Below are 24,769 nucleotides of genomic sequence, written 5' to 3'. Positions count from 1 at the left end.
GGCGCGTCGAGCCGTTCGCGATCGAAGGCGAACTGGGTGATCTTGGCGTTCAGCGCCGTAACCACCTGCGGGGTGATGTCCGAGGCCGGGTTGCCCAGGATGATCGAGTTGCGGTTGATCAGCATCGAGCACTGCTTCTGCTGATAGGCCTGCCGGATCAGCGGCTCCATCTCGGTGCCGACCCGGTTGATCGCCTTCTGCTCGGTCGCCTGGATCTCGCGGTCACGCTGCTGCGCCTTGCGCTGCAGGGCGTTGGCGCGCACCTGCAGGGCGGCCGCGCGCTGTTCCAGGGTGTTCTGGTCCAGCGTGGCGCGCTGGCCGTCGAGCGCCTTGGCGTCGTTGTCGATGCCGGTCTTCTCGGCGTTGAGCTCCGCGTTCACCTGGGCGACCAGCTGCTGAAGGCGGGTGTTGACGTACTTGCCGACCGTCGAGGCGCCGATGGCGTTTTCGACCGAGACGATGCACAGGCCCGGCGTCGGGGCGCCGTGGGTCACGGCCGGCGCCGCGGGCGCGGCCGGCGCGGCGGCGGGCTGCTGAGCGAAGGCGGGAGCCGCGCCCGAGAGCGCGAGAGCCATGGCGCAGCCGGCCACGGCGAAGGTCTTGAAAGTCATTTTGCTTAGAACCTGGTTGAAGTGGAGAACCGGAAGGTTTCTTCCTTGTCGTAATCTTCCTTGGCCAAAACGCGGCTGAAGTCGAAGCGGATCGGCCCCATGGGCGACTTCCAGAAGACGCTGATGCCGGCCGAGGCCCGGAGCGAGAGGTCGTCCCGAATACAGGTGTTCCGCGTCCCCGGCGTGGCGAAGTTCGGAATCGTCTGCGTCGGATCGGTCGGGCTGATGATCGACGGCTGCAGGCAGTCGACGTCGCCGGCCTGGTAGACCTTGTCTTCCTTGTCGAGCTTACCCAGCGTGCCGAAGTCGCTGAACAGCGCCGCCTTGATCCCGTATTGCTCGGGCAGGAAGGTCGGCACGGTCAGTTCGACGGTGCCGATGGCGTACATCTTGCCCCCCAGGGCGTCCGCCTGGGTCGTCGACGTGTCGCGCGGACCGATACCGGCGGTCTCGAAGCCGCGGAAGTTCAGGCCGCCTTTGTAGTAGCGGTCGTTGATCCGGACCTTGTCCCCGGCCCACCCGACCACGTAGCCGGCCGAGCCGGTCACCGAGAGGATGAAGTCCTTGTTGAACCCATGGAACCAGCCGGTTTCCAGGTCGGTGCGCACGAAGTTCACGTCGCCGCCGAGACCCGCCACGTCCTGGTTGAAGTCCACGTAGAACCCGCGCGTCGGGTTCAGGTAGTCGTTCCGGCGGTCGAGGCGCGCGCCATAACCCACCAGCGAGGTGAGGAAGGTGCCAACCTGGTCGCAGAACGCCCGCGAGATGATCGCCCCCGAGGTGGGGTCGCAGTAGAAGTCGTCGATCTCGATCTCGTCCTGGCGCAGCGTGTATCGCACGGCGCCGCGGGCATCGATGCTGAGCGGGAAGTTGGCCCGGAACGTCGTGCCGTAGGTCGTGGTCTTGTAGGCGGAGTACTCCGACAGGTCGTAGCGGTAGCCGTAGAGGTCGATACCCGCCGCCACATCGCGGTTGAGGAAGCGCGGCTCGGTGAAGGAGAAGTCCAGCTGCTGGCGCAGCGAACCCACCGACACCCGCGCGCGGACATCCTGGCCGCGGCCCCGGAAGTTGCGCTGCGAGATGCCGAGATCCAGCACGAGCTGGTCGACGGACGAGTAGCCGGCGCTGAACGAGAGCTCGCCGGTCGGCTGCTCTTCGACCTTCACCTGCAGCGCGGTGCGGTCGGGCGCGGAGCCCGGCACTTCGCTGATATCGACTTCCTTGAAGTAGCCCAGGGCCCGGATCTGGCGCCGCGACCGGTCGACCAGGGCGCGGTTGTAGGCGTCGCCTTCAACCACGCTCATCTCGCGGCGGATCACGTAGTCCAGCGTCTGGGTGTTGCCGACGATATCGATGCGGTCGACGTAGACCCGCGGGCCCTCGCGGACCTGGAAGGTGACGTCCACGGTCCCCTTGTCGCGGTCCGGGGTGTAGCGCGGCCGCACGTCGACGAACGCGAAGCCTGCGGCGCCCGCCGCGAAGGTCAGGGCGTCGGTGGCCGTCTCGATCGACTCGTCCTGGTACTCCTGCCCGCTGCGGATCGGGATCAGCGCGGTCAGGACCTCCTTGTCGAGCTTCTGCAGCTCGGTTTCGACGGTCACCTTGCCGAACTTGTACCGGGGCCCTTCATCGACGTTGTAGGTGACGACGAAGCCGTTCTTGTCGGGCGCCAGCTCGGCCACCGCCGAGGTGACCCGGAAGTCGTAGTAGCCGCGGTTGCGGTAGTGCTTGCGCAGCTGCTCCTTGTCGTATTCCAGCCGGTCGGGGTCGTAGTTGGCGTTGCTGGAGAAGAACTTGAACCAGCGCGTCTCCTCGGTGACGACCACGTCGCGCAGGTCGTTGTCCGAGAACGCCTTGTTGCCCAGGAAGTTGACCGAGAGGATCCCGCTCTTGGGCCCCTCCTCGATCTTGAAGATCAGGTCCACTCGCTTCTGGGGCAGCTCGATGATCTGCGGCGTCACATTGGCCGAGATCCGGCCTGAGCGCCGGTAGAGCTCGACGATCCGCTGCACGTCGCCCTGGACCTTGGCGCGGGTGAAGATGCCGCGCGGACGCACGGTCACCTCGTCGCGCAGCTTGTCCTCCTTGAGCCCCTTGTTCCCCTCGAAGATCACCCGGTTGATGATCGGGTTCTCGACCACGGTGACGATCAGGTCGCCGTTCTGGAAGTTGACCGAGACATCCGAGAACAGGTCGGTGCGGAACAGGGCCTTGATGGCCAGGTCGAGCTTGGCCGCGTCGACCGGCTCGCCAGGTCCGACCGGCAGATAGGAGATCACGGTCGACGGCTCGATCCGCTCGTTGCCCTGGACGAGGATGCGCTGCACCACGCCCCCTTGCGTCTGTTGGGCCGCAGCCACGCCAGGCGCGACAAGAGCGGTTGTCCCCAGAAGCAGGGCAAGACCGGAGGCAAGCGCGGCGCGGGAGGCGCGGGTTCTAAGCATCGAATCAGCCGTTTGAGGGACGAACGGGCCTAAGAGAATAGGCCGCCGAACAGATTGAACACACGCAGGCGCTGCAAATCGTTCCAGGTGGCGAACAACATCAAACTGAGAACAAGCGCAAGACCCACCCTGTATCCTGTGGCCTGAACCTTGGCGGCAAGAGGGCGCCGCGCGACCGCCTCGTATGCGTAGAACACGAGATGGCCCCCATCCAGCACCGGAACCGGCAGCAGGTTCATGAATCCGATGCCCACCGAGATCACGCCGATCAGCTGAAAGATCGTCAGCAGGCCATTCAGCACGAACGTGCCGGCATCGGGCGACTCAGCCGCCGCGCGCTTGGTCAGGTCGCCCGAAAGCTGGGCCATGCCCAGCGGGCCGGCCAGTTGGTCCGCCTTTTCGCGCCCGCCGATCAGGCGGCCGATGTAGACGACGGTCCGCGTGATGGTCGTCACCGTCCGCTCGACGCCGCCGGCCACCGCCTCAGGGAAATTGTAGCGCCGGAAGCTCACGTCGCCGGGCCGATTCTCGTGTCCCAGGCCAAGCTTGCCCAGCATGTGGGTCTTGCCCAGTTGGTCCACGACCGGGCCGCGCCGCGGCGTGGCGACGATGGCCACCTCCGCCTCCCCGCGCCGCACGACGAAGTTCAGCGGCGTGTCCGAGCTGAGGATGATCTTCTCGGTCAGGGCCTGGAAGCTCTCGACCTCGCGCCCGTTCACGGTGAGAATCACGTCGCCCTTGCGGAAGCCCGCCTGCTCGGCGGGGCTGCCGGCGACGACGCTGTCCACGCGCGTCGAGCTCACCGGCTCGCCGAACGCCATCAGCAGGGTGGCGAAGACCACGATGGCCAGCAGGAAGTTGGCGATCGGGCCGGCGGCGACGATGACTGCCCGCTGCCAGATGGGCTTGAAATGGAAGTAGCGCTGGATCTCGGCGCCCCTGCCCTCGTCGATGAGCTTGCGCCGCATCTCGGCCAGGTCGTTCGCGTCGGGGATGCTGGCGGCGTTGTCGTCGCCGGCGAAGCGCACGTAGCCGCCGATCGGCAGCCAGCCCAGCCGCCATTCGACGCCGGACTTGTCGGTCCAGGCGGCGATCGACCGGCCGAACCCGATCGCAAAGCGGTCGATCTTGGTCCCCAGGGCCTTGGCCGCCAGGAAGTGTCCAAGCTCGTGGACGGTGATGACCACCCCGATCACCAGAAGGAACGGGATGACGTAGAGCAGAACGTTCTGCACCAATTGCATGAGGGCGCTTCTACTCCATCAGGCGGCAAAAAGCCCGCTTACGACTTCGTCGGCCGTGCGGCGGGCCGCAGCATCGGTTTCGCGCGCGCTTTCCACCGCATCGTTGGCGGTGGAAAAGGTCTGGCTGCGGTCCATCCGCTCGAGGGTTTCCGCCACCACGTTGGGGATATCGAGAAAGCGGATGCGCCGGTCAAGGAATGCCGAGACGGCGCGCTCGTTCGCCGCATTCATCGCCGCGGGGGCCTGACCGCCCGCGGTCAGCGCCTGCTTGGCGATGGAGAGCGCCGGAAACTTCTTCGGATCCGGGTGCTGGAACGTGAGCGGTCCCGCGGTGACCAGGTCCAGCTTGGGCGCCGGCCACGGCAGGCGGTCGGGCCAGGCGAAGGCGCAGGCGATGGGCGGGCGCATGTCCGGCGGGCCCAGCTGCGCCAGCGTCGAGCCGTCGGCGTACTCCACCAGGCTGTGGATGATCTGCTGCGGGTGGACCAGGACCTCGATCCGCTCGGGCGGCATGGAGAACAGGTAGGCGGCCTCGATTACCTCGAGGCCCTTGTTCATCATCGTCGCGGAATCGATCGAGATCTTGGCCCCCATCGAGAAGTTCGGATGGGCCAGGGCTTGTTCGAGCGTCGCCTTCGCCATGTCCTCGCGGCTGGCGTCGCGGAACGGGCCTCCGGACGAGGTCAGGATCAGTCGCGAAACGTGGGCCGCGGCCTGCGGATCCAGGACCTGGAAGATCGCCGAGTGCTCCGAATCCACCGGCACCACGGCGCCCCCGGCCAGCTTGGCGGTGCGCAGCAGCGAGGGCCCGGCGCAGACCAGACTCTCCTTGTTGGCGAGGGCGATGACCGCGCCGGCCTTCGCTGCGGCAAGGGTCGGGGCCAGGCCCGCAAAGCCGACGATGGCCGACATCACCCACTGGGCGTCGGCCGACGCCACGTCGCTGACCGCCTGCGCGCCCGCGGCCGTCGCGATGCCGGATCCCTTGAGCCGCTCCCGCAGCTCCGGCAGCAGGGCCTCGTCCTCGATCACGGCGAGCTGGGGACGCCAGCGGAGCGCCTGTTCGGCCAGCCGCGCGACGTTGCGGCCCGCCACCAGGCCGACCATCTCGACCTCGACCCCCGCCTGGTCGAACAGGTCCAGGGTCGAGACCCCGATGGATCCCGTGGAGCCCAGGACGCTGACCTTCCGCGGCAGGCTCAATGTCCCCATCCCAAATGGTTGGCGAGCCGCAGCGCGGCCATCACCACGACGGCGAACATCAGCCCATCGACGCGATCCAGCAACCCGCCATGGCCCGGGATCAGGTCTCCCGAGTCCTTCACCCCGAAGCGGCGCTTGATCGCCGATTCCCAGAGATCTCCGGCCATGGTCGCCAGGCCGACGGCCAGGCCGATGAACGCGGCGGCCCAGACGTTGAGCTGGAACACCGACATGCCGGCCATCAGGCTGCCCGCCGCCGTCGCCGCCGCCAGCCCGCCGATGAAGCCGGACCACGTCTTGTTGGGCGAGAACCGGGGCCAGAGCTTCGGCCCTTTCAGCGTACTGCCGACGGCGAACGCGCCGATGTCGGCGGCCCAGGTGGCGGCGAACAGCATCATGATCCACCAGTGCCCCTGGTGGGACATGAGCTTGTCGGAGTCGCGCAGCCAGACCAGGCACAGGGCCGCCGGCGCGATGTAGAGCACCCCGAACGCGGCGTCCGCCGGCCGCTCGGCGACACCCCGCGCCACCACGGCCGCGCCGGCCGCCGTCAGGGCGATGGCGCCCCAGGCCCAGATGAAGTCGCCGCGGTAACCCACGAAAACAGCGATTAAAACGGCGGCCGCAACGGCCGCGGCGACGCGCGTCGGCGCCACGGGCGCGGTCATGCCGCCCCACTCGATCGCCAGCAACGCGACGCCGATAGCGATCAGCACCAGGTACGGCCACCCGCCGAACCAGGCGGCGGCGAGCGCGGCTGGCACCAGCACCACGGCCGACGCAACGCGCAGGCCGAGGTTGGTCCAGTCGAACCGCTTAGCCGGCGGCGAGGACGTCATCGGCAACGATTGCGCCATAGCGCCGATCCCGCGCGGCGAATTCCGCCAGCGCCGCCTTCAGGTGTTCCTCGCCGTAATCGGGCCACAGCACGTCCTGGAACACCAGTTCGGCGTAGGCCGCTTCCCACAGGAGGAAGTTGGAGAGCCGCTGCTCGCCCGACGGCCGCACGATCAGATCCGGCGGTGGCGTGCCGGCCGTGGCCAGCAGGCTGCCGAACAGCGCCTCGTCGAGGTCGCCCGGGCTGCGAAGGCCGGCGGCCACGTCCTCGGCGAACCGGCGCGCCGCGTCGGTGATGTCGGCCTGGCCGCCGTAGTTGAAGGCGATGTTCAGGTTGAAGGCCGTGTTGTCCTTCGTCCGCTCGCGCGCGTCGTCGATCAGCTTGAGGAGGTCGTTCGACAGTCCGTCCCGGCGGCCGATCACCCGCACCCGCACGCCCTCGCGGTGCAGGCGGGCCAAGTCGGTCTCGAAATAGCGCTTGGGCAGCGCCATGAGCTCGGCGACCTCGGCCGCGGGGCGGCTCCAGTTCTCCGTGGAGAAGCCGAAGACCGTGAGCGAGCCGACGCCCAGCTTCGCGGCGGCGGAGACGGTGCGCTTCAGCGCCTCCACCCCGGCCCGATGGCCCAGCGACCGCGGCAGGCCGCGTTGCTTGGCCCAGCGTCCGTTGCCATCCATGACGATCGCGACGTGCAGGGGCGGTGCTCGCCCCTGGTCATCCCTTGGGGCGTCCGCGGACGGTGGCTTCTCGGCGGCGGCCATGAGGGAACGCTGGTCCTTACGCGGGCGTCAAACGTGCATGATCTCTTGTTCTTTTGTTTTCAAGGCTTCGTCCACGCGCTTGATGGCTTCGTCGGTGATCTTCTGCACGTCAGCCTCGAAACGCTTCTCCTCGTCCTGGCTGATGACGCCATCCTTCTGGGCCTTGCGGCAGTCTTCGTTGGCGTCGCGGCGCACGTTGCGCACGGCCACCCGCTGCTGCTCGGCGTACTTCCCGGCCAGCTTCGCCAGTTCCTTCCGGCGATCTTCGGTGAGTGGCGGGATCGGCAGGCGCAGCGTGGTGCCGTCGACCACGGGGTTCAGGCCGAGGTCCGAGGCGCGGATCGCCTTTTCCACCGACACCACCAGGGCCCGGTCCCACACATTGATGGTGATCATGCGCGGCTCGGGGACGCTGATCGCGCCCACCTGGTTCAGCGGGGTGGACGAGCCGTAGGCGTCGACGCGGATCTGGTCGAGCAGGCTGACCGACGCGCGGCCGGTCCGCAGGGAGCCAAACTCCTCCTGCAGCGCCGCGACGGCCTTGTCCATGCGGTCCTTGTACTTCGAAAGCACGGGCTTTTCGGTCGTGGCCATGGCGGCGTCTCCGTCTCGGGAATGTCTTTGGGGGCCGAGTTTAGCGGCTAGGCGATGGTCGTGAAGACGCCTTCGCCGTTGAGGACCTTCAGGAGGTTGCCCCGCTCGCGGATGTTGAACACCACGATCGGGATATGGTTCTCGCGCATCAGGCTGACCGCGGAGGCGTCCATGACCTTGAGGTTGTTGGCCAGGACGTCGTGATAGCTCAGGGTCTCGTAGCGCTTGGCTCCGGCGTCCTTCTTCGGGTCGGCGGTGTAGACGCCGTCGACGCTGGTGCCCTTGAACAGCGCCTCGCAGCCCATCTCGGCCGCGCGCAGCGCCGCGCCCGAATCGGTGGTGAAGAACGGCGCGCCTACACCGGCGGCGAAGATCACCACCCGTCCCTTTTCCAGGTGCCGCAGCGCCCGGCGGCGGATGTAGGGCTCGCACACCGCTTCCATCGGAATGGCCGACTGCACGCGCGTATAGACGCCCAGCTTCTCCAGCGAGGCCTGCAGGGCCAGGGCGTTCATCACCGTCGCCAGCATGCCCATGTAGTCGGCGCTGGCGCGTTCCATGCCCGCCTCGGCCAGGGCCGCGCCGCGGAAGATGTTGCCCCCGCCCACGACCACGCAGACCTGCACGCCGGCCTTCACGACCTGGGCGATCTCCTCGCAGACAGCGCCCAGGGTCTTGGGATCGATCCCGAAGCCGTCGCCGCCGACACCCGCCTCGCCCGAGAGCTTCAGGAGGATGCGCTTGTAGCGGGGGGCGTCGGCCATGAGTCGATTATCCTGAGCAGCTGGGAGAACATACAACAAGGGCGCGGTGCGTCTAACGCGCCGCGCCCCTGGGAGTCAGTCGGTAGGTCTTAGGCCTTGCCGGTCATCGACGCCACTTCGGCGGCGAAGTCGCCTTCCGGGGCCTTCTCGACGCCTTCGCCGAGGGCGAAGCGCACGAAGGCCTTCAGGGCCGCCGGCGCGCCGGTTTCCTTGGCGGTCTCGGCGACCAGCTGCTCGATGGTCTGGTCCGGGTTCATGACGAAGGGTTGCTTCAGCAGCACCACTTCTTCCTGCCACTTGCGGATCCGGCCCTCGACCATCTTCTCGGCGATCTCGCGGGGCTTGCCCGATTCCATCGCCGTCTGCGTCTGGATCTCGCGCTCCTTGGCCACGACCTCGGGATCGAGCTCGTCCGTCGACAGCGCGAGCGGCGCGGTGGCCGCCACGTGCATGGCGATCTTGCGCCCGACGTCCTGCAGCTTGGCCACGTCGCCGCCGCCTTCCATCGCCACCAGCACGCCCATGCGCGCCACGCCTTCGCCCTGCGCGTTGTGCAGGTAGAGCGACACGGCGCCCTGCGAGACCGACAGCTTGGCCGAGCGGCGCAGCTGCATGTTCTCGCCGATGGTTGCGATCAGGTTGGTGATCGCGTCCTGGACGACTTCGCCCTTCGAGGTCTTGGCGGCGCGGATGGCTTCCACGTCGCCGTCGGTCGCCAGCGCCACGTCCGCGAATTCGCGGGCGGCGTTCTGGAAGCCGTCGTTCTTGGCGACGAAGTCGGTCTCGGCGTTGAACTCGACCAGCACGCCGGTCTTGCCGTCGGCCGCGATCTTGCCGGCCACCAGGCCCTCGGCGGCGGCGCGGTCGGCCTTCTTGGCCGCCTTGGCTAGGCCCTTGGTCCGCAGCCAGTCCATGGAAGCTTCGACGTCGCCGCCGTTCTCCGTCAGGGCCTTCTTGCAGTCCATCATGCCGGCGCCGGATTTTTCGCGCAGGTCCTTGACCAGCGCAGCGGTGATTTCCGCCATGGTCAGCTCCTTATAGGTCTCGTTGAATCACGACGGACCCCCATGTGAGGGCCCGCCGTCAGGGTTTTGTGACAGCTCAGCGCCCTAGAGAGTGATAGCCAAAAGTGTGAGCGGTTTTGGCGGCCATCACTCTCTAAAGCTTCAGATCAGAGCCTTTTCACGAGTGAAACGGCTCGGGGCGCTCAGCCGGCCTGTTCTTCGCTCGCCGCATCCGCCGCGGGAGCTTCGGCGCCGGTCATCTCGGCTTCGAGGGCCGCAGCTTCGGGCGCGGTGACCTCGGGCTCGGCCACAGCTTCCGGCGTCAGCTCACGCGCCAGGGTCGGCTCGATGGGAGCCTCCGAAGCGCCCAGGTCGACGCCCGCCGCCGACTGGCCAGCGGCCAGGCCGTCCAGGACGGCGTCGGCCAGCAGGTCGCAGTACAGCTGGATCGCACGGGCGGCGTCGTCGTTGCCGGGGATCGGATAGGTGATCCCGTCCGGGTTCGAGTTGGTGTCCAGGATGGCGATGACCGGGATGTTCAGCTTCCGGGCTTCCTGGATCGCGATCGCTTCCTTGTTGGTGTCGATCACGAACATCAGGTCGGGGATGCCGCCCATGTCCTTGATGCCGCCGAGCGACAGCTCCAGCTTGTCGCGCTCGCGCGTCAGCTGCAGCAGTTCCTTCTTGGAACGGCCCTGGCCTTCGCCGGCCACCAGGCTGTCGACTTCGCGCAGGCGCGCGATCGAGCCCGACACGGTGCGCCAGTTGGTGAGCGTGCCGCCCAGCCAGCGGTGGTTCACATAGTACTGGGCGCAGCGGCGCGCGGCCGTGGCGATCGGCTCCGACGCCTGGCGCTTGGTGCCCACGAACAGGATGCGGCCGCCGCCGGCGGCGACTTCGCGCACCTTCACCAGCGCTTGGTGCAGCAGCGGGATCGACTGCGACAGGTCGATGATGTGGATGTTGGAGCGCGAGCCGAAGATGTACTTGTCCATCTTCGGGTTCCAGCGGTGCGTCTGGTGGCCGAAGTGGGCGCCGGCTTCCAGGAGCTGGCGCATGGAGAATTCAGGCAGAGCCATAGTCTGTGTCTCGTCTTTCTTCCGGTTGGACCGCCGCAGGCAAACCCTCCGAAGAGGACCGGAACGGACTAGGACGGGATGTCTCCCCGGCCAAGCCGAACACCTGCGTGTGGATTGGAGCGGCGCATGTAGGGGGAAAGCGGCGAAAAATCAAGCCACCAGCCCCGGGTGGTCCGCGTCCTAGACCAAGGCCGCCTTCATCGCCGCGAAGAAGCCCGCCCGGTCGGCAGACTTGATCACCCGGGCGTTCGGGGGCTTGCCCGGCAGATCGGGGTCGGCGAGCTCGGCGTCGGGCAGGATCGGGTGCGAGACGCTGAGGTAGCCGCGGGTCAGCTCGCCCTTGGTTTCCACGTCCACGGCGCACATTTCGGCGTCCAGGATCAGCGCTTCGTCCAGCGCGAGCGCGCAGGTCAGGGCGTCGGGATGCAGGCTGCCGCCCAGCCCTTGCGTCTTCTGCGCGAAGGCCAGCGAGGCGCGGTTCACCGCCATGAAGAACCGCGACCGCGGCGTCTCCAGCGCCGCCAGTTCGCCGAGCTGGTCCAGGGTCAGCAGGCCATCGCGCAGGGTCTCGGTCCAGGTGACGATCGAGACGTCGAACCCGGCCCCCAGCACGATCTTCGCCGCCTCCGGGTCCACATAGAGGTTGTACTCGGCCGCCGGGGTCACGTTGCCGACCCCGTTGTCCGTCCCGCCCATGATCCAGAGATGGCGGCAGGCCTGCGCGATCCGGGGCTCCATCATCACCGCCAGCGCCAGGTTGGTCAGCGGCGCCTGGGCCAGCAGGGTGATCTCGCCAGGCTCCGCCATGATCCGCCGGACGATCTGGTCCGCCGCCTCACCCGGCGCGGGCCGCTGGGCGGCGCGCGGAAAGCCGCTGTCGCTCATCCCGTCGGCCCCGAACACATAGCTCGCCGCCAGCGGCGTCCGGCTCAGCGGCCGCGCCGCCCCCAGATAGACCGGAACCTCCCCGCCCCGCCCGCACGCCTCCAGCGTCGCCAGGGCGTTCTCCGCGTGCTGGGCGAAGCCGACGTTGCCGTGGGCGATGGTGATGGCCTCCACGCTGACGCCCGGCCGCGTCAGGGCGATCATCAGCGAGAACACATCGTCGCCGGCGGTGTCGGTATCGACGATCAGGCGCATGGGGCCCGTCAGCGCGCCTGCTCTTCCAGGTGGCCGTCCTTCAGCGCGAACACGCGGTCCATGTGGCTGGCGAGCTCCAGATTGTGGGTGGCGACCACGGCGGCCACCCCCTGGCTCCTGGCCAAGGCATAGAGGTTCTCGAATACCGCGCCCGAGGTCGTCGGATCCAGGTTGCCCGTGGGCTCGTCCGCCAGCAGCAGCCGGGGCGAATTGGCCAGGGCCCGGGCGATCGCCACGCGTTGCTGCTCCCCGCCCGACAGCTGCGCCGGCTGGTGATGCACCCGGTCCTTCAGGCCCAGGTCCGCCAGAAGCTTCGTCGCCCGCTCGCCGGCGATCCTCCGGTCGACGCCGGCGATCATCATCGGCAGGGCCACGTTGTCCAGCGCCGAGAACTCCGGCAGCAGGTGGTGGAACTGGTAGACGAAGCCGATGGTCGCCAGGCGCACCCGCGTGCGCTCCCGCTCGCCCAGGTTCGAGCAGTCGACGCCCTGGATCGAGATCTTGCCGGCGTTGGGATGTTCCAGCAGGCCTGCCGCGTGCAGCAGGCTGGACTTGCCCGAGCCCGACGGCCCGATCAGCCCGACGATCTCTCCGGGCCGCACGTCCAGGTCCACCCCGCGCAGCACGGTCAGCGCGCCCGCGGCGGTCACGTACGTCCGCTCCAGCCCGCGGATGGACAGCACGGGCTCACTCATAGCGCAGCGCCTCTACCGGATCGAGGCGCGAGGCCCGCCACGAGGGCGGCAGGGTGGCCAGGAAGCTCATGCCCAGCGACCAGGAGACGATCAGGGCCACCTCGGCCCAGTCCACCTTGGCCGGGATGCGCGACAGGTAATAGACGTCCGAGGCGAACACCGCCTGGCCGGTGACATATTCCACGAAGCCCTGGATCGGCCCGATGTAGGCGCAGAACAGCACCCCGATGATCAGGCCCGCCGCCGTGCCCAGGGCGCCGACCCCGGCCCCGGCCATGAAGAAGATGCGCAGGATGGACCCCTGCCCCGCCCCCATGGTCCGCAGGATGGCGATGTCCCGGCCCTTGTTCTTCACCAGCATGACGAGGCCCGAGATGATGTTCATGGCCGCGATGGCCACCAGCAGCATCAGGATCAGCCGCATCACGTTGCGCTCGACCTTCAGCGCGCCCCAGAACGAGCTGTCGCGCTGCGTCCAGTCATTGACGATCGCCGCAGGCCCGACCGCCTTTGCGATCGGCCCCTTCAGCTTCGCAGCCTGGTCGGGGTTGCTCACCCGCACCTCGATGGCGTCCGCCGTGTCCTCCCGGCCAAAGAACAGCTGGGCCTGGGCCAGCGGCATGTAGATGTAGGCCTGGTCGTACTGGCTCATTCCCACGCTGAACGTGGCGCCCACCGTGTAGGGCTTCTGCAGCGGGGTGCCGCCGAAGGCGGTGGCGCCGCCCGCCGGCGAGATCAGGGTCACCGCGTCGCCCGGCCGCACGCCCAGCTGCTGCGCCAGCCGCTCGCCCAGCACGATCACGTCGCCGCCGTATTCCCCCTCGCCGAAGCCCTTCAGCGAACCCTGGGTGATGTTGCCCGAGACCAGCGTCGTCTCGCGCAGGTCCTTCGGCCCGATCCCCCGCACCAGGGCGCCGGTGATCTGGCTGGGCCCGATGGCGATGGCCTGGGCCTCGATGATCGGCGCCGCCTGGGTGACACCCGGCACCTTGAGGATCGCCGCCGCCGCCCGGTCGCGCTCGGCGCCGTCCAGCACGCCGCCGGTCACGAACACGTGGCCCTGGAAGCCCAGGATCCGGCCCAGCAGCTCGCTGCGGAATCCGTTCATCACCGACATGACGATGATCAGCGTCGCCACCGCCAGCATGATGCCGACGAAGGAGATGATCGAGATCAGCGCCACGCCGCCCTGATGCCGCTTGGCCCGCAGGTAGCGGCCGGCGAGCATGCGCTCCCAAAGGCCGAACGGGGCGGCGCGGCCGCCCGTGACGGCGGAGGGTTGGTTCATCCAGTGATGACCTTGAGCGCCGCATCCAGCGGCAGGGTCTGGCGCTCCCCGCCGGCCCGGCGCTTCAGCTCCACGACGCCATCCGCCACGCCCTTGGGCCCGACGATCAGTTGCCAGGGGATGCCCACGAGGTCGGTGGCCGCGAACTTGGCGCCCGGCCGGTCGTCGCGGTCGTCGTACAGCGGGTCGAGGCCGGCTTCGCTCAGTGCCTTGTAGGCCTGCTCGCACACCGCGTCGCAGCCGGCGTCGCCGACGCGCAGGTTCAGCACCGCCGCCCCGAAGGGCGCGACGGCGTCGGGCCAGATGATGCCGGCGTCATCGTGGCTGGCCTCGATGATCCCGCCCACCAGGCGCGACACGCCCACGCCGTACGAGCCCATCTGCACCGGCGTGTCCTTGCCGTCCGGGCCCGTGACGTTGGCCTTCATCGGCGCGGAGTACTTCGTGCCGAAATAGAAGATGTGACCCACCTCGATGCCGCGGGCGGTCATCCGCTTGTCTTCGGGCAGGGCCTCGTAGGCGGCCGCATCGTGCATCTCGTCCGAGGCGGCGTAGAGCTGGGTCCGCTTGTCGACCAGCGGCTGCAGGTCGCCCTCCCAGTCGATGTCTGGCCCGGGCGCGCCCATCTCGACCAGGTCGCGGTGCGCGAACACCTCGCTCTCGCCGGTCTCGGCCAGGATGATGAACTCGTGGGAGAGGTCGCCGCCGATCGGGCCGGTGTCGGCCCGCACGGGGATCGCCTTGAGCCCCAGCCGCGCATAGACGTTGAGATAGGCCAGGAACATCCGGTTGTATGACCGGCGCGCCGCCGCCTCGTCGATGTCGAAGCTATAGGCGTCCTTCATCAGGAATTCGCGGCCGCGCATCACCCCGAACCGGGGCCGACGCTCGTCGCGGAACTTCCACTGGATGTTGTAAAGATTTTTCGGCAAGTCCTTGTAGGACTTGATGTAACTGCGGAATATATCGGTCACGACCTCCTCCGCCGTGGGCCCGTACAGCAGGTCCCGCTCGTGGCGGTCCTTGATGCGCAGCATCTCGTCGCCATAGGCCTCGTAGCGGCCGCTCTCGCGCCAAAGGTCGGCGAGCTGCAGGGTCGGCATCAGGATCTCGACCGCGCCGGCGCGGTTCATCTCCTCGCGGACCACCTGCTCGATCTTCTTCAGCACCTTCAGGCCCAGCGGCAGCCAGGCGTAGATGCCGGCCGCCTCCTGGCGGATGAGGCCCGCGCGCAGCATCAGCTGGTGCGACACGATCTGCGCGTCGGCGGGCGCCTCGCGAAGGGTCGGCATGAAGTATCGCGAAAGGCGCATCGGAATCTGGGGCTCTCAGGTCAGCAGGAGGCGACCTGATAGCCTTGCCGCTGGAACCTTGGCAACGATGAGGCGGCGTTCCGGTTCCTCAGTAGGTGCTCGGCAGGTCCGGCAGCGTGATCAGGCCGAACTCGATCACCAGCCAGACGATGGCGAACAGCACGACCGCGACGACGGTCGTGGTCAGGAACTTCTTCTTCAGCTTGGGGTCGACCGGCGCGCCCGGATCGCCGCCGTCGCCCTTGTCGATCCCGGCCTCGGCGTGGCTGGTCACGCCCAGGGGCAGCACGGCGAACAGCACCGTCCACCAGATGGTCAGGAAGATCGCGACCGACGTGAACGGGCCCATCAGTGCGCGCCTTTCGGGGTTTCCATCAGCTCCACCAGCACGCCGCCCATGTTCTTCGGGTGGACGAAGATCACCGGGGTGCCGTGGGCGCCGATCCGCGGCTTGCCGCCGTTCAGCACAGTGGCGCCCTTGGCGACCATGTCGTCGCGGGCCGCCTCGATGCTCTCGACCTCGAAGCAGATGTGGTGCTGGCCGCCCGCCGGGTTCTTCTCCAGGAAGTTCTTCAGCGGCGAGGCCTCGCCATAGGGCTCGATCAGCTCGATCTGGCTGTTGGGCAGGTCGACGAAACAGACCCAGACGCCCTGCTCCTCCATGGCGAACTTCTCGCCGATCTTCGTGGCGCCCAGCATGTCGCGGTACATGGCGACCGACTGCTCGATGGAGGGCGTGGCGACGCCCACGTGGTTCAGTTTCCCGATCATGCCCCGCCTATACGCCGGTGCGGGCCTGCGCGCGAGATCACGTTGCGGCACGAGGTGCGGCCTTAGAACACGGCTCCCGCCGCGATCAGCGCGGCGATCCGTTCCGGCGCGATCCCGTAGTCGGCCAAGACCTCCGCGGAATGCTGGCCCAGGTCCGGCGTCGGGCGGCGGAACCCGCCCGGCGTGCGGCTGAACTCCGTATAGCCGGTGGCCGTGACCATCGGCCCGAGGCGCGGATGGTCCCAGCCCTCCACGAAGCGGTTCTGCGCCAGGAAATCGTCCTCCAGCGCCTCGCCCCCGCGCAGGACGGGCGCCGCCGCGACGCCCGCGCTCCGCAGCGACGCCAAGGCCTCGGCCCGGATCCAGTCCGCCAGCGCCGCGGCGATCCGCTCGGCCAACGCCCCGTCCCGCGGTTCGGCCAGCGGCGCCTCGCCGATCTCCACGCCCAGGACGCGGCCCACGGCCTGCGCCTCTGCCGCAGTCTCCGCGACTAGGCCGATCCAACCGTCTGCGCAGGCATAGTAGCGGTGCAGCGCCGACACCCCCGGACAATCGACCCCGCCCAGGTCGTTCGGCGGCCGCCCGTCGTAGGTCACCAACTCGCCCGACTGAAACAGCAGGCTCTGCGCCATCAGGCTGGTCAGCACCTCCTGGCCCTCCCCGGTCCGCTCCCGCGCGTTCAGCGCCGCGACGACCGCCGAGGCCACTGTCGCCGCCGTCGCGATATCGTTCACGGCGATGGTGTGAAGGATCGGATCGCCGTCCCCGCCCTGGGCCGCCATCATCCCGCCCTCGGCCTGCAGCAGCGGGTCGAACCCCGGCAGGGCCGCCCGCGCCCCGGTCTCGCCATAGGCGTTGATCGAGCAGGAGATGAGCCGCGGGTTCACCGCCTTCAGCGCCGCAAAGTCGATGCCGAGGCGCCCGCGCACGCCCAGCCGGTAGTTGTCGATCACCACGTCCGCGCCGCGCGCAAGCTCCAGGAACAGGTCCCGGCCCTCCGGGCGCTTGAGGTCCAGCCCCAGCCCCCGGGTCCCGCGGTTGTAGGCGAGGAACTGGGAGCCGTCGGAGCGGAACATGTCGGCTTCCCGCGGCTCGATCTTGATCACGTCGGCGCCGAGCTGCGCCAGGATCGTCCCGGCGTAGGCGCCCGCGATCACGGTCCCCAGGTTCAGCACCTTCACGCCCGCCAGCGGGCCGCCGGCGGGTCCCGCGCGGGCCGGACCGACGCTCCTCCCGGGCCAGGCCGGAGGTTCGGCGACCGTCTGGGGCAAGGCCCGGACGCTGGCCGGCGTCGCGCTGAACTTCACCGGCGGCCCCGGCATCGCCACCTCGCCCAGTTCCGGATGCGGAAGCACGATCCGCAAGCCCCCCTCCGCCACCGCTGCCCCGGCGAACCAGGCCTCACGGGAACCCACCGGCGCGCACGGCACGTCGTTGGCCCTGAGCGCCTCCAGCCATTCGTCGCGGGTACGGGTGAGGAACATGCCCTCCAGGAGGTCGCGGGCGGCCAGCATGTCGGCCTCCAGGGCCTCGAAGGCGTCCTCCAGCCCCAGGACCTCGAACGCCTTGCGGTAGAAGCCGGTGAACAGGGTGCCCAGGAAGAACCATTCCCCGTCCGAGCCCTGGTAAAGCCGATAGCGCGGGTTGGCCCCCGGCGGCGTGCCTCGCGGCAGTGGCGGCTCGCTCAGCACCAGGGCCGGCGGCGCGGCTTGCGCCGACCCATGCAGGCCGCTGACCGTCAGGGCCTGGCCGCGGCCGCTGCGTGAACGCTCGAACAGCGCGGCCCCGATGGCGCCCGCCCCCAACACCGCCTGGGCGTACCAGCAGATGGGGATCACCAGGTGGACAGGCGCATCGCTCCAGGCGCCTTGGCGAAACGCCACGCCCGTCAGGCCGGCCAGCAGGCTGTGGTGCGCCGGCAGGTCGCTCCAGGCGCCCGTGGTCCCGTAGGGCGGCATCCAGGCGTGGACCAGGTGCGGATGCGCCGCCGTCAGGGTCGGCCCGTCCAGTCCCAGCGCCTCCAGCCGCCCCGGCGCGGCGTCGAACAGGGCCACGTCCGCCCCGGCCGCCAGTCTCTTCGCCGCCGCCAGCCCCTCGCCCGTCTCCAGGTCCAGGGTCACCACCTGCTTGTTGCGGTTCCAGGCGAGGTAGCCGGGGTGGCCCGCCATCCGGTCGCCGCCGGGCGGCTCGACCTTCACCACCTCTGCCTCGAGATCCCCCAGCAGCATGGCGGCCATCGGCCCCGCCACGCCCTGGCTGAAATCGACGATCCGAACGCCCCTGTACGCGGACATCCCGGCGGCCTCCCCTGTCAGCCCGCAGGCGGCGCGGTTTCCGCGTCTCGCCGGGAGTCATCAAACCTGCCCGTCGGGGCTCCGGCAAGGTCGCCGGCCCTTTCCGCGCCAAATGATGATCATCAAGTGGGGCCGCCTCATCGGCTGGTAGGGTGCGACCAACAACAACGCCGGCGCGTAGCGGCCCGCCTCGCGCCGCGAGAGCCTGGGAGGTCCAATGCCGGCGGTGCGCTCCGAATCCCTCAAGACGCGTTTCCCGACCCCGCTCGATGCGTGGCGGGGGCGCGCAAGCCTCTTCGTCGTCTTCTGGGGCTACGGCGTGCTGGTCAGCAGCGCCCTGATCGCCGCCTTCGTCGCCGCGCTCTACCGCGGCGACGCCGTCACGCAGCAGATTCTGATCCCGGTCTTCAGCGTCTACACCGCCTGGGTGCTGGTTTCGGTCTGGCGATGCGCCGCGCCGTCCAGGACGCCCTGGACGATGATCGCCCAGTTGCTGACGGTCGCCTGGGCCGGCAACACCCTGCTGGTCGCAGGCTTCCTTCAACTCCGCCTTCTGGAGACCTACGCCGGCCTGTGATCCACGCCGGCGCTGACCGCTAGATCCGCAGCACCGTCGTCTCGACGACGGGCCGGCGGCCCCAGATCCGCTGGCTGGCCTTCTTCACGGCGCGGGAGATCGCGGTCTCGATGCTGTCGTCCAGTTCCTTCTGGTCGCCCTTCAGCCGCTTGATCGCCTCTTCCGCCTCGTCGGCCAGTTCGTCCAGCACCTCGTCCAGGTGCTCTTCGTCCTCGGTCGGCAGGCCCAGCGCCCGCACCTGCGGCCCACTGGCGATCTTGCCGCGACCGTCCAGAACGACCGACACCGCCACCACGCCGTTGAACGCCGCATGCCGCCGCTCGCGCAGGGCCTCGCCGTTCTCCGGTGTCATCACGCCGGCGTCCACGAACAGGCGGCCCGCCGGCACCTCGTCGATGATCTCGGCGCGGCCGGGCGCCAGGCGCACCATGTCGCCGTTGCGCGGCGTCACCTGCTGCGGCACCTGCAGGTCGCGCGCGAAGGCGGCGTGCTCCATCAGGTGACGGCGCTCGCCGTGGGTCGGCACCGAGATCGTCGGCCGCGCCCAGGCGTACATTTCGGCCAGCTCGTCACGGCAGGGGTGGCCGCTCACGTGGATGCCCGGGTGGTCGCGCTCGGTGTAGAGCCGCACGCCGCGCTCGGTCAGCTTGTTCTGCAGGTTGCGGATCGGGATCTCGTTGCCGGGGATCACCCGGCTGGAGAACACCACGGAGTCCCCCGCGCCCAGGTTCACGTGCGGATGTGTCCCCTCGGCGATCCGGGCCAGGGCCGCCCGCGGCTCGCCCTGGCTGCCGGTGCACAGGTAGAGGACCCGGTTCTCGGGCAGGTGCCGCGCCTCGGTGTCGTCCAGGAACGGCTGGATGTCCTGCATCAGGCCCACGGACTTCGCCGCCGCCGCCATGCGGTGCATCGAGCGGCCGGCCAGGCACACGCGCCGGCCCGCCGCCTCCGCCGCGCGGATCACGCTGTCCATGCGCGCCACGTTGGACGCGAAACAGGCCACCGCCACCTTGCCCTTCAGCCCGCTGATCAGATTGGTCATGGCGACCCGCACGTCGGCCTCGGAGCCGGCGTGGCCGTCCACGAAGACGTTGGTTGAATCGCAGACCATCGCCAGCACACCCTCGTCCCCTAAGCGGCGGATGGCGTCCTCGTCCGTCACCCCGCCCAGCAGCGGGTCGGGATCGATCTTCCAATCGCCGGTGTGCAGGATCGTGCCCAGCGGCGTGCGGATCGCCAGGCCGTTCGGCTCCGGGATCGAGTGGGTCAGGGTGATCAGGTCAAGCTTGAACGGGCCCAGCTCGATGGAGCCGCCCAGGGGCACCTCGGTGATCGACACCTCGTCCAGGAGGTCGGCCTCGCGCAGCTTCTCGCGCAGGATGAAGGCGGTGAAGGGCGTGGCGTACACCGGCGCCTTCATCCGCGGCCACAGCCAGGCCACCGCGCCGATGTGGTCCTCGTGCGCGTGGGTCAGCACGATCCCCAGGATGCGGTCCGCGTACTGCTCGATGTAGCTCGGATCCGGCAGGATCACCTCGACGCCCGGCGTCGTCTGGTCGCCGAACGTCACGCCCAGGTCGACGACGATCCACTTGCGGTCGTGCGCCGGCCCGAAGCCGTACAGGTTGAAGTTCATCCCGATCTCGTTCGAGCCGCCGAGCGGCAGGAAAACGAGCTCGTCGTCTTTGCTGGGTCTAGCCATTCATCCCTTGGCCGCGTTGCGGCGGTAAATCTCGAGCATCCCGCGGATCGTGAGGTCCGGGTCGAAGTGATCGATGGAATCGGTGGCGCCGTGGAACAGCGAGGCCACCCCGCCGGTGCCGATGACGGTCATGGGCCTGCCCCACTCGGCCTTGATGCGCGCCACCAGCCCCTCGATCAGGGCGATATAGCCCCAGAACACGCCGGACTGCATGGCCGCCACGGTATCCTTGCCGATGGCGGTGTTCCCCTTGGGCCGCTGGATCGCCACCCGTGGCAGTTTCGCCGCCGCCTGGTGCAACGCCTCCATGGACAGGTTGATCCCGGGCGCGATGGCGCAGCCCTCCATCCCGCCGTCCGCGGCGATCACATCGAAGGTGGTGGCCGTCCCGGAATCGATGACGATCAGGTCCCCGGGATAGACGATGTGCGCCCCGATGGCGTTCACCAGCCGGTCGGCCCCCGCCTCGGACGGCTTCTCGATCCGCACGGCGATGCCCAGGTCGACGTTCTCGCCGATCACCATCGGCTCCACGTGCAGATAGCGCCGGGCCAGGTTGCGCAGGTTGAAGATCGACTGCGGCACCACGCTGGAGATGATGCAGCCGTCGAAGGCGCCCAGCGCCAATCCCGCCATCTGCAGCAGCTGCGACAGCCACACCGCATACTCGTCGGCGGTGCGGCTGGAATGGGTCGCCGCCCGCCACTGGGCGATCCAGGACGTGCCGTCATGCACCGCGAAGAGGGTGTTGGTGTTGCCCTGTTCGATCGCTAGCAGCACTCACGTCCCTCCGAAAAACACGTCGCCCGCCGTTATGCGCTCCAGGCCGCCGTCGTCCAATCGCAGACGCAGCGCCCCGTCGGGATCCATGCCCTCCGCAACGCCTTCGACGGTCCGGTTCGGCAGCCGGGCCACGCAGCGTTCGCCCAGGCCCACGGCCCGCTCGGACCAGCCGGCCGCGATCGGCGCGAAACCCTGGGTCGCCCACAGGCTCCGCCAGCGCTCGAACGCCTGGGCCAGCACGTCCAGCGCCACCAGCGGCTCGGGCGGCGGCCCGGCCATATAGTCGGCGAAGGCCGTCGCCGGCCGCTCCAGGTCCTGCGGCGCGTGCTTCAGGTTCACGCCCACGCCCACCGCCAGCCACAGCCGCCCGTCGGGCCGCGCGCCGGATTCCACCAGGATGCCCACCGCCTTGCGGCCATGCACCAACACGTCGTTGGGCCACTTCAGCCGCGCTGCGCCGGGGCCCAGGCAGGTGTCGGCCAAGTCGCAGGCGGCCAGCGCCGCCACGAACGACAGCTGCGCCGCCTCGGCGGGCGGACGGTCCGTCAGGGTCAGAAGGGTGGCGGCGAGATTGCCCGTCTCGGTGGACCAGGGTCGGCCACGCCGCCCGCGCCCCGCGGTCTGCACGCCCGCGGCGATCCACACCGGCCCCGCCTCCCCGGCTTCGGCGCGGCGGCGCGCCTCGGCGTTGGTGGAGTCCAGCTCGACGTACGACTCGATCCGCGGACGGCTCGCCAAGCGCTAGGCCAGGCCGAAGGCGTGCGCCGCGCGTTCGGCCAGCGGGTCCAGCCAGCCCAGCGCCAGGATCACGACCGGGAAGGCGAACAGCGCGGTCACGATGGCGATGGCCTTGGCCTCGAACGGCGGCTTGTCGGTGGCGCCGGTGCTGCCGTCGAACCACATCACCTTGATCAGGCGCAGGTAGTAGAAGGCCGCCACGACCGAACCCACCAGGCCGATCACCGCCGGGCCCCACAGGCCCGCGTCCAGGGCTGCCTTGAACACGAACACCTTGCCGAAGAAGCCCGAGAAGGGCGGCAGGCCCAGGGCCGACAGCGAGAAGACCGTCATCGCCAGGGCGATGCCCGGCTGTTCCTTGATCAGGCCGGCCATGTCCTCGACCGTCTCCATCGACCGGCCCTGCCGCGACAGCGCCGCGAGACAGGCGAAGAAGCCGGTCACGTCGATCATGTAGAGGACCATGAACACCAGCATGGCCTGCACGCCGTCGCTGGTGCCCGAGGCCAGGCCCAGCAGGGCGTAGCCGACGTTGGCGATCGAGGAATAGGCCCAGAGGCGCTTGAGGTTCTTCTGCACCAGGCCCGCGAAGGCGCCCACCGCCACCGAGATCAGGGCGATGGCCACCAGCACCTGTTGCCATTGGCCGGCGGCGCCGGCGAAGGCGTCGCCCAGCACGCGGGCGAACAGCACCATGGCCGCCAGCTTGGGCGCGGCGGCGAAGAACGCCACGACCGGCGTCGGCGCCCCTTCGTAGACGTCCGGGGTCCACATGTGGAACGGCGCGGCCGAGACCTTGAACGCCAGGCCGCAGATCACGAAGACCAGGCCGAACAGCAGGCCCGTGTTGGCCTCGTTGCCCGCCGCCGCCGCGATCTCGCTGAACAGGGTCGAGCCGGCGAAGCCGTAGATCAGGCTGGCGCCGTACAGCAGCAGGCCCGACGACAGGGCGCCCAGCACGAAGTACTTCAGCCCGGCTTCCGAGGCCTTGGCGTTGTCGCGGTGCATGGCGGCCATGACGTAGAGCGCCAGCGAATGCAGCTCGACGCCGACGTAGAGCGAGATGAGGTCGCCCGACGAGGCCATCATGCCCATGCCCAGCGCCGCCAGCAGGATCAGCACCGGGTACTCGAAGTTCTTCACCCCGCGCCGCTCGAACCAGGGCTGGCCCAGGGGGATCGCCACGGCCGAGGCCACGTAGATCGCGACCTTGGAGAAGGTGGCGGCGGCGTCCGAGATCAGGCCGCCCGAGAACGCCACGCCGAACGGCTGGGTCGCCGAGGCGACGGCCGCGGCCAGCAGGACCAGCACGCTCGCCCAGCCGACCAGCCCGGTCTGCTTGGGCATGAAGGCGCCGACCACCAGGAGGGCCAGGGCCCCGACGGCGAGGATGAGTTCAGGATAGGCGTACGCCAGGTGGGCGGAGATCATGGTTGGCCCCTCACCCGCCGATCGCCGCCTGGTAGACCCGCACGAGCTGGTCCACCGACGCCTGCGTCAGGTTGAACACGGAATTGGGCTGCACGCCCATGTAGAGGGTGGAGACGATCAGCGGCGCGAAGATCGCCACCTCACGCCAGTTGAGGTCGGTGATGCCCTCGAGCTTGGGGTTGGTCATCGGACCGAACACGACCGCCCGGTAGAGCGTCAGCATGTAGACCGCCGACAGGATAACCCCCGTGGCCGCCAGGATCGCGGTCCAGGTGGACACCTGGTAGACGCCCGTCATCGATAGGATCTCACCGACGAAGCCGCTGGTCCCCGGCAGGCCCACATTGCCCATCGTGAACAGCATGAACACCGCCGCATAGACCGGCATCCGCGTGACGAGCCCGCCGTAGAACTTGATCTCGCGGGTGTGCATGCGGTCGTAGATCACGCCGACGCAGAGGAAGAGCGCGCCCGAGATCACCCCGTGGCTCAGCATCTGGTAGATCGCGCCCTGCTCGCCCTCGGCGTTGCCCGAGAAGATGCCCATGGTCACCAGGCCCATGTGCGCCACCGACGAATAGGCGATCAGCTTCTTCACGTCGGTCTGCCGGAAGGCGACCAGCGAGGTGTAGATCACCGCGATCACCGACAGGGCGAACACCAGCGGGGTGAAATAGTCCGAGGCGTTCGGGAACATCGGCAGGCTGAAGCGCAGGAAGCCGTAGCCGCCCATCTTCAAGAGGATGCCCGCCAGGATCACCGAGCCGGCCGTCGGCGCCTCGACGTGGGCGTCGGGCAGCCAGGTGTGCACCGGCCACATCGGCATCTTCACCGCGAACGAGGCGAAGAACGCCAGCCACAGCCAGGTCTGCACTTCCGGCGCGAACGAATAGGTCATCAGCTCGGGGATCGAGCTGGTCCCGCTGATCCCGATCATGAACAGGATCGCCGCCAGCATGAGCACCGAGCCCAGCAGGGTGTAGAGGAAGAACTTGAACGCCGCGTACACCCGGCGGGCCCCGCCCCAGATGCCGATGATCAGGAACATCGGGACCAGGCCGAACTCGAAGAAGATGTAGAACAGCACCAGGTCCAGCGCGCAGAACACGCCGATGACCAGGGTCTCCAGGACCAGGAACGCGATCAGGTACTCGTGCACCCGCGTCTCGATCGAGCGCCACGAGGCCATGATGCACAGGGGCATCAGGAACGCGGTCAGCAGCACGAACAGAATCGAGATCCCGTCCACGCCCATCCGGTAGCTGAGGCCCATGAACCAGGGCGTCTCTTCCAGGAACTGGAAGCCCGGGTTGGCCGGATCGAAGCGCGCGACCAGCAGCACCGAAAGCGCCAGCGTCGCCAGGGTGACGATCAGCGCCACCCACTTGGACGTCTCGGCGCTCTTGGCCTCGCTGCCGCCGAACAGCTTCAGCGCGAGGATCGCCACCACGCCGGCCAGCGGCGCATAGGTGATGAGGGAGAGAAGCGGCATCTAGGT

General features: G+C 68.9%; 23 protein-coding genes. 1 reads left to right on the top strand and 22 read right to left on the bottom strand.

Annotated elements, in window-relative coordinates:
- The 17 genes from A2790_RS15690 to A2790_RS15610 form a co-directional block, all read right to left on the bottom strand.
- A partial coding sequence (locus tag A2790_RS15690; RefSeq protein ID WP_293393465.1) for an OmpH family outer membrane protein occupies positions 1-611 on the bottom strand: 611 nt, incomplete at its 3' end.
- Positions 612-616: 5 nt separating this feature from the next.
- The gene (gene bamA / locus A2790_RS15685) at positions 617-3,055 is read right to left on the bottom strand and encodes an outer membrane protein assembly factor BamA (RefSeq protein ID WP_293393463.1); all 2,439 of its coding nucleotides are present in this window, start codon (positions 3,053-3,055) and stop codon (positions 617-619) included.
- A 29-nt stretch (positions 3,056-3,084) separates the two neighbouring features.
- Complete coding sequence (locus tag A2790_RS15680) at positions 3,085-4,299, bottom strand: M50 family metallopeptidase (protein WP_293393461.1); 1,215 nt, start codon at positions 4,297-4,299, stop codon at positions 3,085-3,087.
- An 18-nt stretch (positions 4,300-4,317) separates the two neighbouring features.
- On the bottom strand, positions 4,318-5,511 hold the full coding sequence (dxr, locus tag A2790_RS15675; RefSeq protein WP_293393459.1) for a 1-deoxy-D-xylulose-5-phosphate reductoisomerase: 1,194 nt from the start codon (positions 5,509-5,511) through the stop codon (positions 4,318-4,320).
- Positions 5,499-6,359 (bottom strand): phosphatidate cytidylyltransferase, encoded by an 861-nt coding sequence (locus A2790_RS15670; RefSeq protein WP_293393457.1) that lies wholly within the window; start codon positions 6,357-6,359, stop codon positions 5,499-5,501. The genes dxr and A2790_RS15670 overlap by 13 nt, the downstream gene beginning before the upstream one ends.
- The gene (uppS, locus tag A2790_RS15665; RefSeq protein WP_293393455.1) at positions 6,319-7,098 is read right to left on the bottom strand and encodes a polyprenyl diphosphate synthase; all 780 of its coding nucleotides are present in this window, start codon (positions 7,096-7,098) and stop codon (positions 6,319-6,321) included. Before uppS ends, A2790_RS15670 begins: the two co-directional genes overlap by 41 nt.
- A 27-nt stretch (positions 7,099-7,125) precedes the next feature.
- Positions 7,126-7,692 carry a ribosome recycling factor gene (frr, locus tag A2790_RS15660; protein WP_293393453.1) on the bottom strand — a complete coding sequence of 189 codons (567 nt, stop codon included), beginning with the start codon at positions 7,690-7,692 and terminating at the stop codon, positions 7,126-7,128.
- 47 nt (positions 7,693-7,739) lie between these two features.
- On the bottom strand, positions 7,740-8,456 hold the full coding sequence (gene pyrH / locus A2790_RS15655; RefSeq protein ID WP_293393451.1) for a UMP kinase: 717 nt from the start codon (positions 8,454-8,456) through the stop codon (positions 7,740-7,742).
- A gap of 89 nt (positions 8,457-8,545) precedes the next feature.
- The gene (gene tsf / locus A2790_RS15650; protein WP_068875413.1) at positions 8,546-9,481 is read right to left on the bottom strand and encodes a translation elongation factor Ts; all 936 of its coding nucleotides are present in this window, start codon (positions 9,479-9,481) and stop codon (positions 8,546-8,548) included.
- Positions 9,482-9,663: 182 nt separating this feature from the next.
- Positions 9,664-10,539: a 30S ribosomal protein S2 gene (rpsB, locus tag A2790_RS15645; protein WP_293393450.1), complete on the bottom strand. Its 876-nt coding sequence runs from the start codon at positions 10,537-10,539 to the stop codon at positions 9,664-9,666.
- 180 nt (positions 10,540-10,719) lie between these two features.
- Entirely contained in the window at positions 10,720-11,679 is a 960-nt protein-coding gene (locus A2790_RS15640) for a nucleoside hydrolase (protein WP_293393448.1), read from the bottom strand.
- Positions 11,680-11,687: 8 nt separating this feature from the next.
- Positions 11,688-12,374: an ABC transporter ATP-binding protein gene (locus A2790_RS15635; protein WP_293393446.1), complete on the bottom strand. Its 687-nt coding sequence runs from the start codon at positions 12,372-12,374 to the stop codon at positions 11,688-11,690.
- Positions 12,367-13,662, bottom strand: a complete 1,296-nt coding sequence (locus tag A2790_RS15630) for a lipoprotein-releasing ABC transporter permease subunit (RefSeq protein ID WP_293393444.1) — start codon at positions 13,660-13,662, stop codon at positions 12,367-12,369. Before A2790_RS15630 ends, A2790_RS15635 begins: the two co-directional genes overlap by 8 nt.
- Positions 13,659-14,975, bottom strand: a complete 1,317-nt coding sequence (proS, locus tag A2790_RS15625; RefSeq protein ID WP_293393442.1) for a proline--tRNA ligase — start codon at positions 14,973-14,975, stop codon at positions 13,659-13,661. Before proS ends, A2790_RS15630 begins: the two co-directional genes overlap by 4 nt.
- A gap of 88 nt (positions 14,976-15,063) precedes the next feature.
- A complete protein-coding gene (locus A2790_RS15620) occupies positions 15,064-15,324 on the bottom strand; it encodes a DUF1467 family protein (RefSeq protein WP_293393440.1) in 261 nt (86 codons plus the stop codon).
- Positions 15,324-15,746: a methylmalonyl-CoA epimerase gene (gene mce / locus A2790_RS15615; RefSeq protein WP_293393438.1), complete on the bottom strand. Its 423-nt coding sequence runs from the start codon at positions 15,744-15,746 to the stop codon at positions 15,324-15,326. Before mce ends, A2790_RS15620 begins: the two co-directional genes overlap by 1 nt.
- A 62-nt stretch (positions 15,747-15,808) precedes the next feature.
- Entirely contained in the window at positions 15,809-18,040 is a 2,232-nt protein-coding gene (locus A2790_RS15610; protein ID WP_293393436.1) for a CoA transferase, read from the bottom strand.
- Between the two features lie 217 nt (positions 18,041-18,257).
- On the opposite strand from A2790_RS15610, the gene A2790_RS15605 reads away from it, so the two are divergent.
- On the top strand, positions 18,258-18,617 hold the full coding sequence (locus tag A2790_RS15605) for a hypothetical protein (protein ID WP_293393434.1): 360 nt from the start codon (positions 18,258-18,260) through the stop codon (positions 18,615-18,617).
- A 19-nt stretch (positions 18,618-18,636) separates the two neighbouring features.
- Here A2790_RS15605 and A2790_RS15600 read toward each other — a convergent pair whose 3' ends face one another.
- From A2790_RS15600 to A2790_RS15580, 5 genes are read right to left on the bottom strand one after another with little or no spacing between them, the layout of a single operon-like run.
- Positions 18,637-20,319 (bottom strand): ribonuclease J, encoded by a 1,683-nt coding sequence (locus tag A2790_RS15600; RefSeq protein ID WP_293393432.1) that lies wholly within the window; start codon positions 20,317-20,319, stop codon positions 18,637-18,639.
- On the bottom strand, positions 20,320-21,099 hold the full coding sequence (locus tag A2790_RS15595) for a type III pantothenate kinase (protein ID WP_293393430.1): 780 nt from the start codon (positions 21,097-21,099) through the stop codon (positions 20,320-20,322). It abuts the gene before it with no gap.
- Complete coding sequence (locus A2790_RS15590) at positions 21,100-21,840, bottom strand: biotin--[acetyl-CoA-carboxylase] ligase (RefSeq protein ID WP_293393428.1); 741 nt, start codon at positions 21,838-21,840, stop codon at positions 21,100-21,102.
- 3 nt (positions 21,841-21,843) lie between these two features.
- Complete coding sequence (nuoN, locus tag A2790_RS15585) at positions 21,844-23,271, bottom strand: NADH-quinone oxidoreductase subunit NuoN (RefSeq protein ID WP_293393426.1); 1,428 nt, start codon at positions 23,269-23,271, stop codon at positions 21,844-21,846.
- Between the two features lie 10 nt (positions 23,272-23,281).
- On the bottom strand, positions 23,282-24,763 hold the full coding sequence (locus tag A2790_RS15580; protein WP_293393424.1) for an NADH-quinone oxidoreductase subunit M: 1,482 nt from the start codon (positions 24,761-24,763) through the stop codon (positions 23,282-23,284).
- Positions 24,764-24,769 lie beyond the last annotated feature (6 nt).

This window comes from Phenylobacterium sp. RIFCSPHIGHO2_01_FULL_69_31, from assembly GCF_001824475.1.
GTDB lineage: Bacteria > Pseudomonadota > Alphaproteobacteria > Caulobacterales > Caulobacteraceae > Phenylobacterium.
The sequence above is the reverse complement of the archived record's forward strand: the minus strand, read 5'-3'. Positions and strand labels throughout refer to the sequence as shown.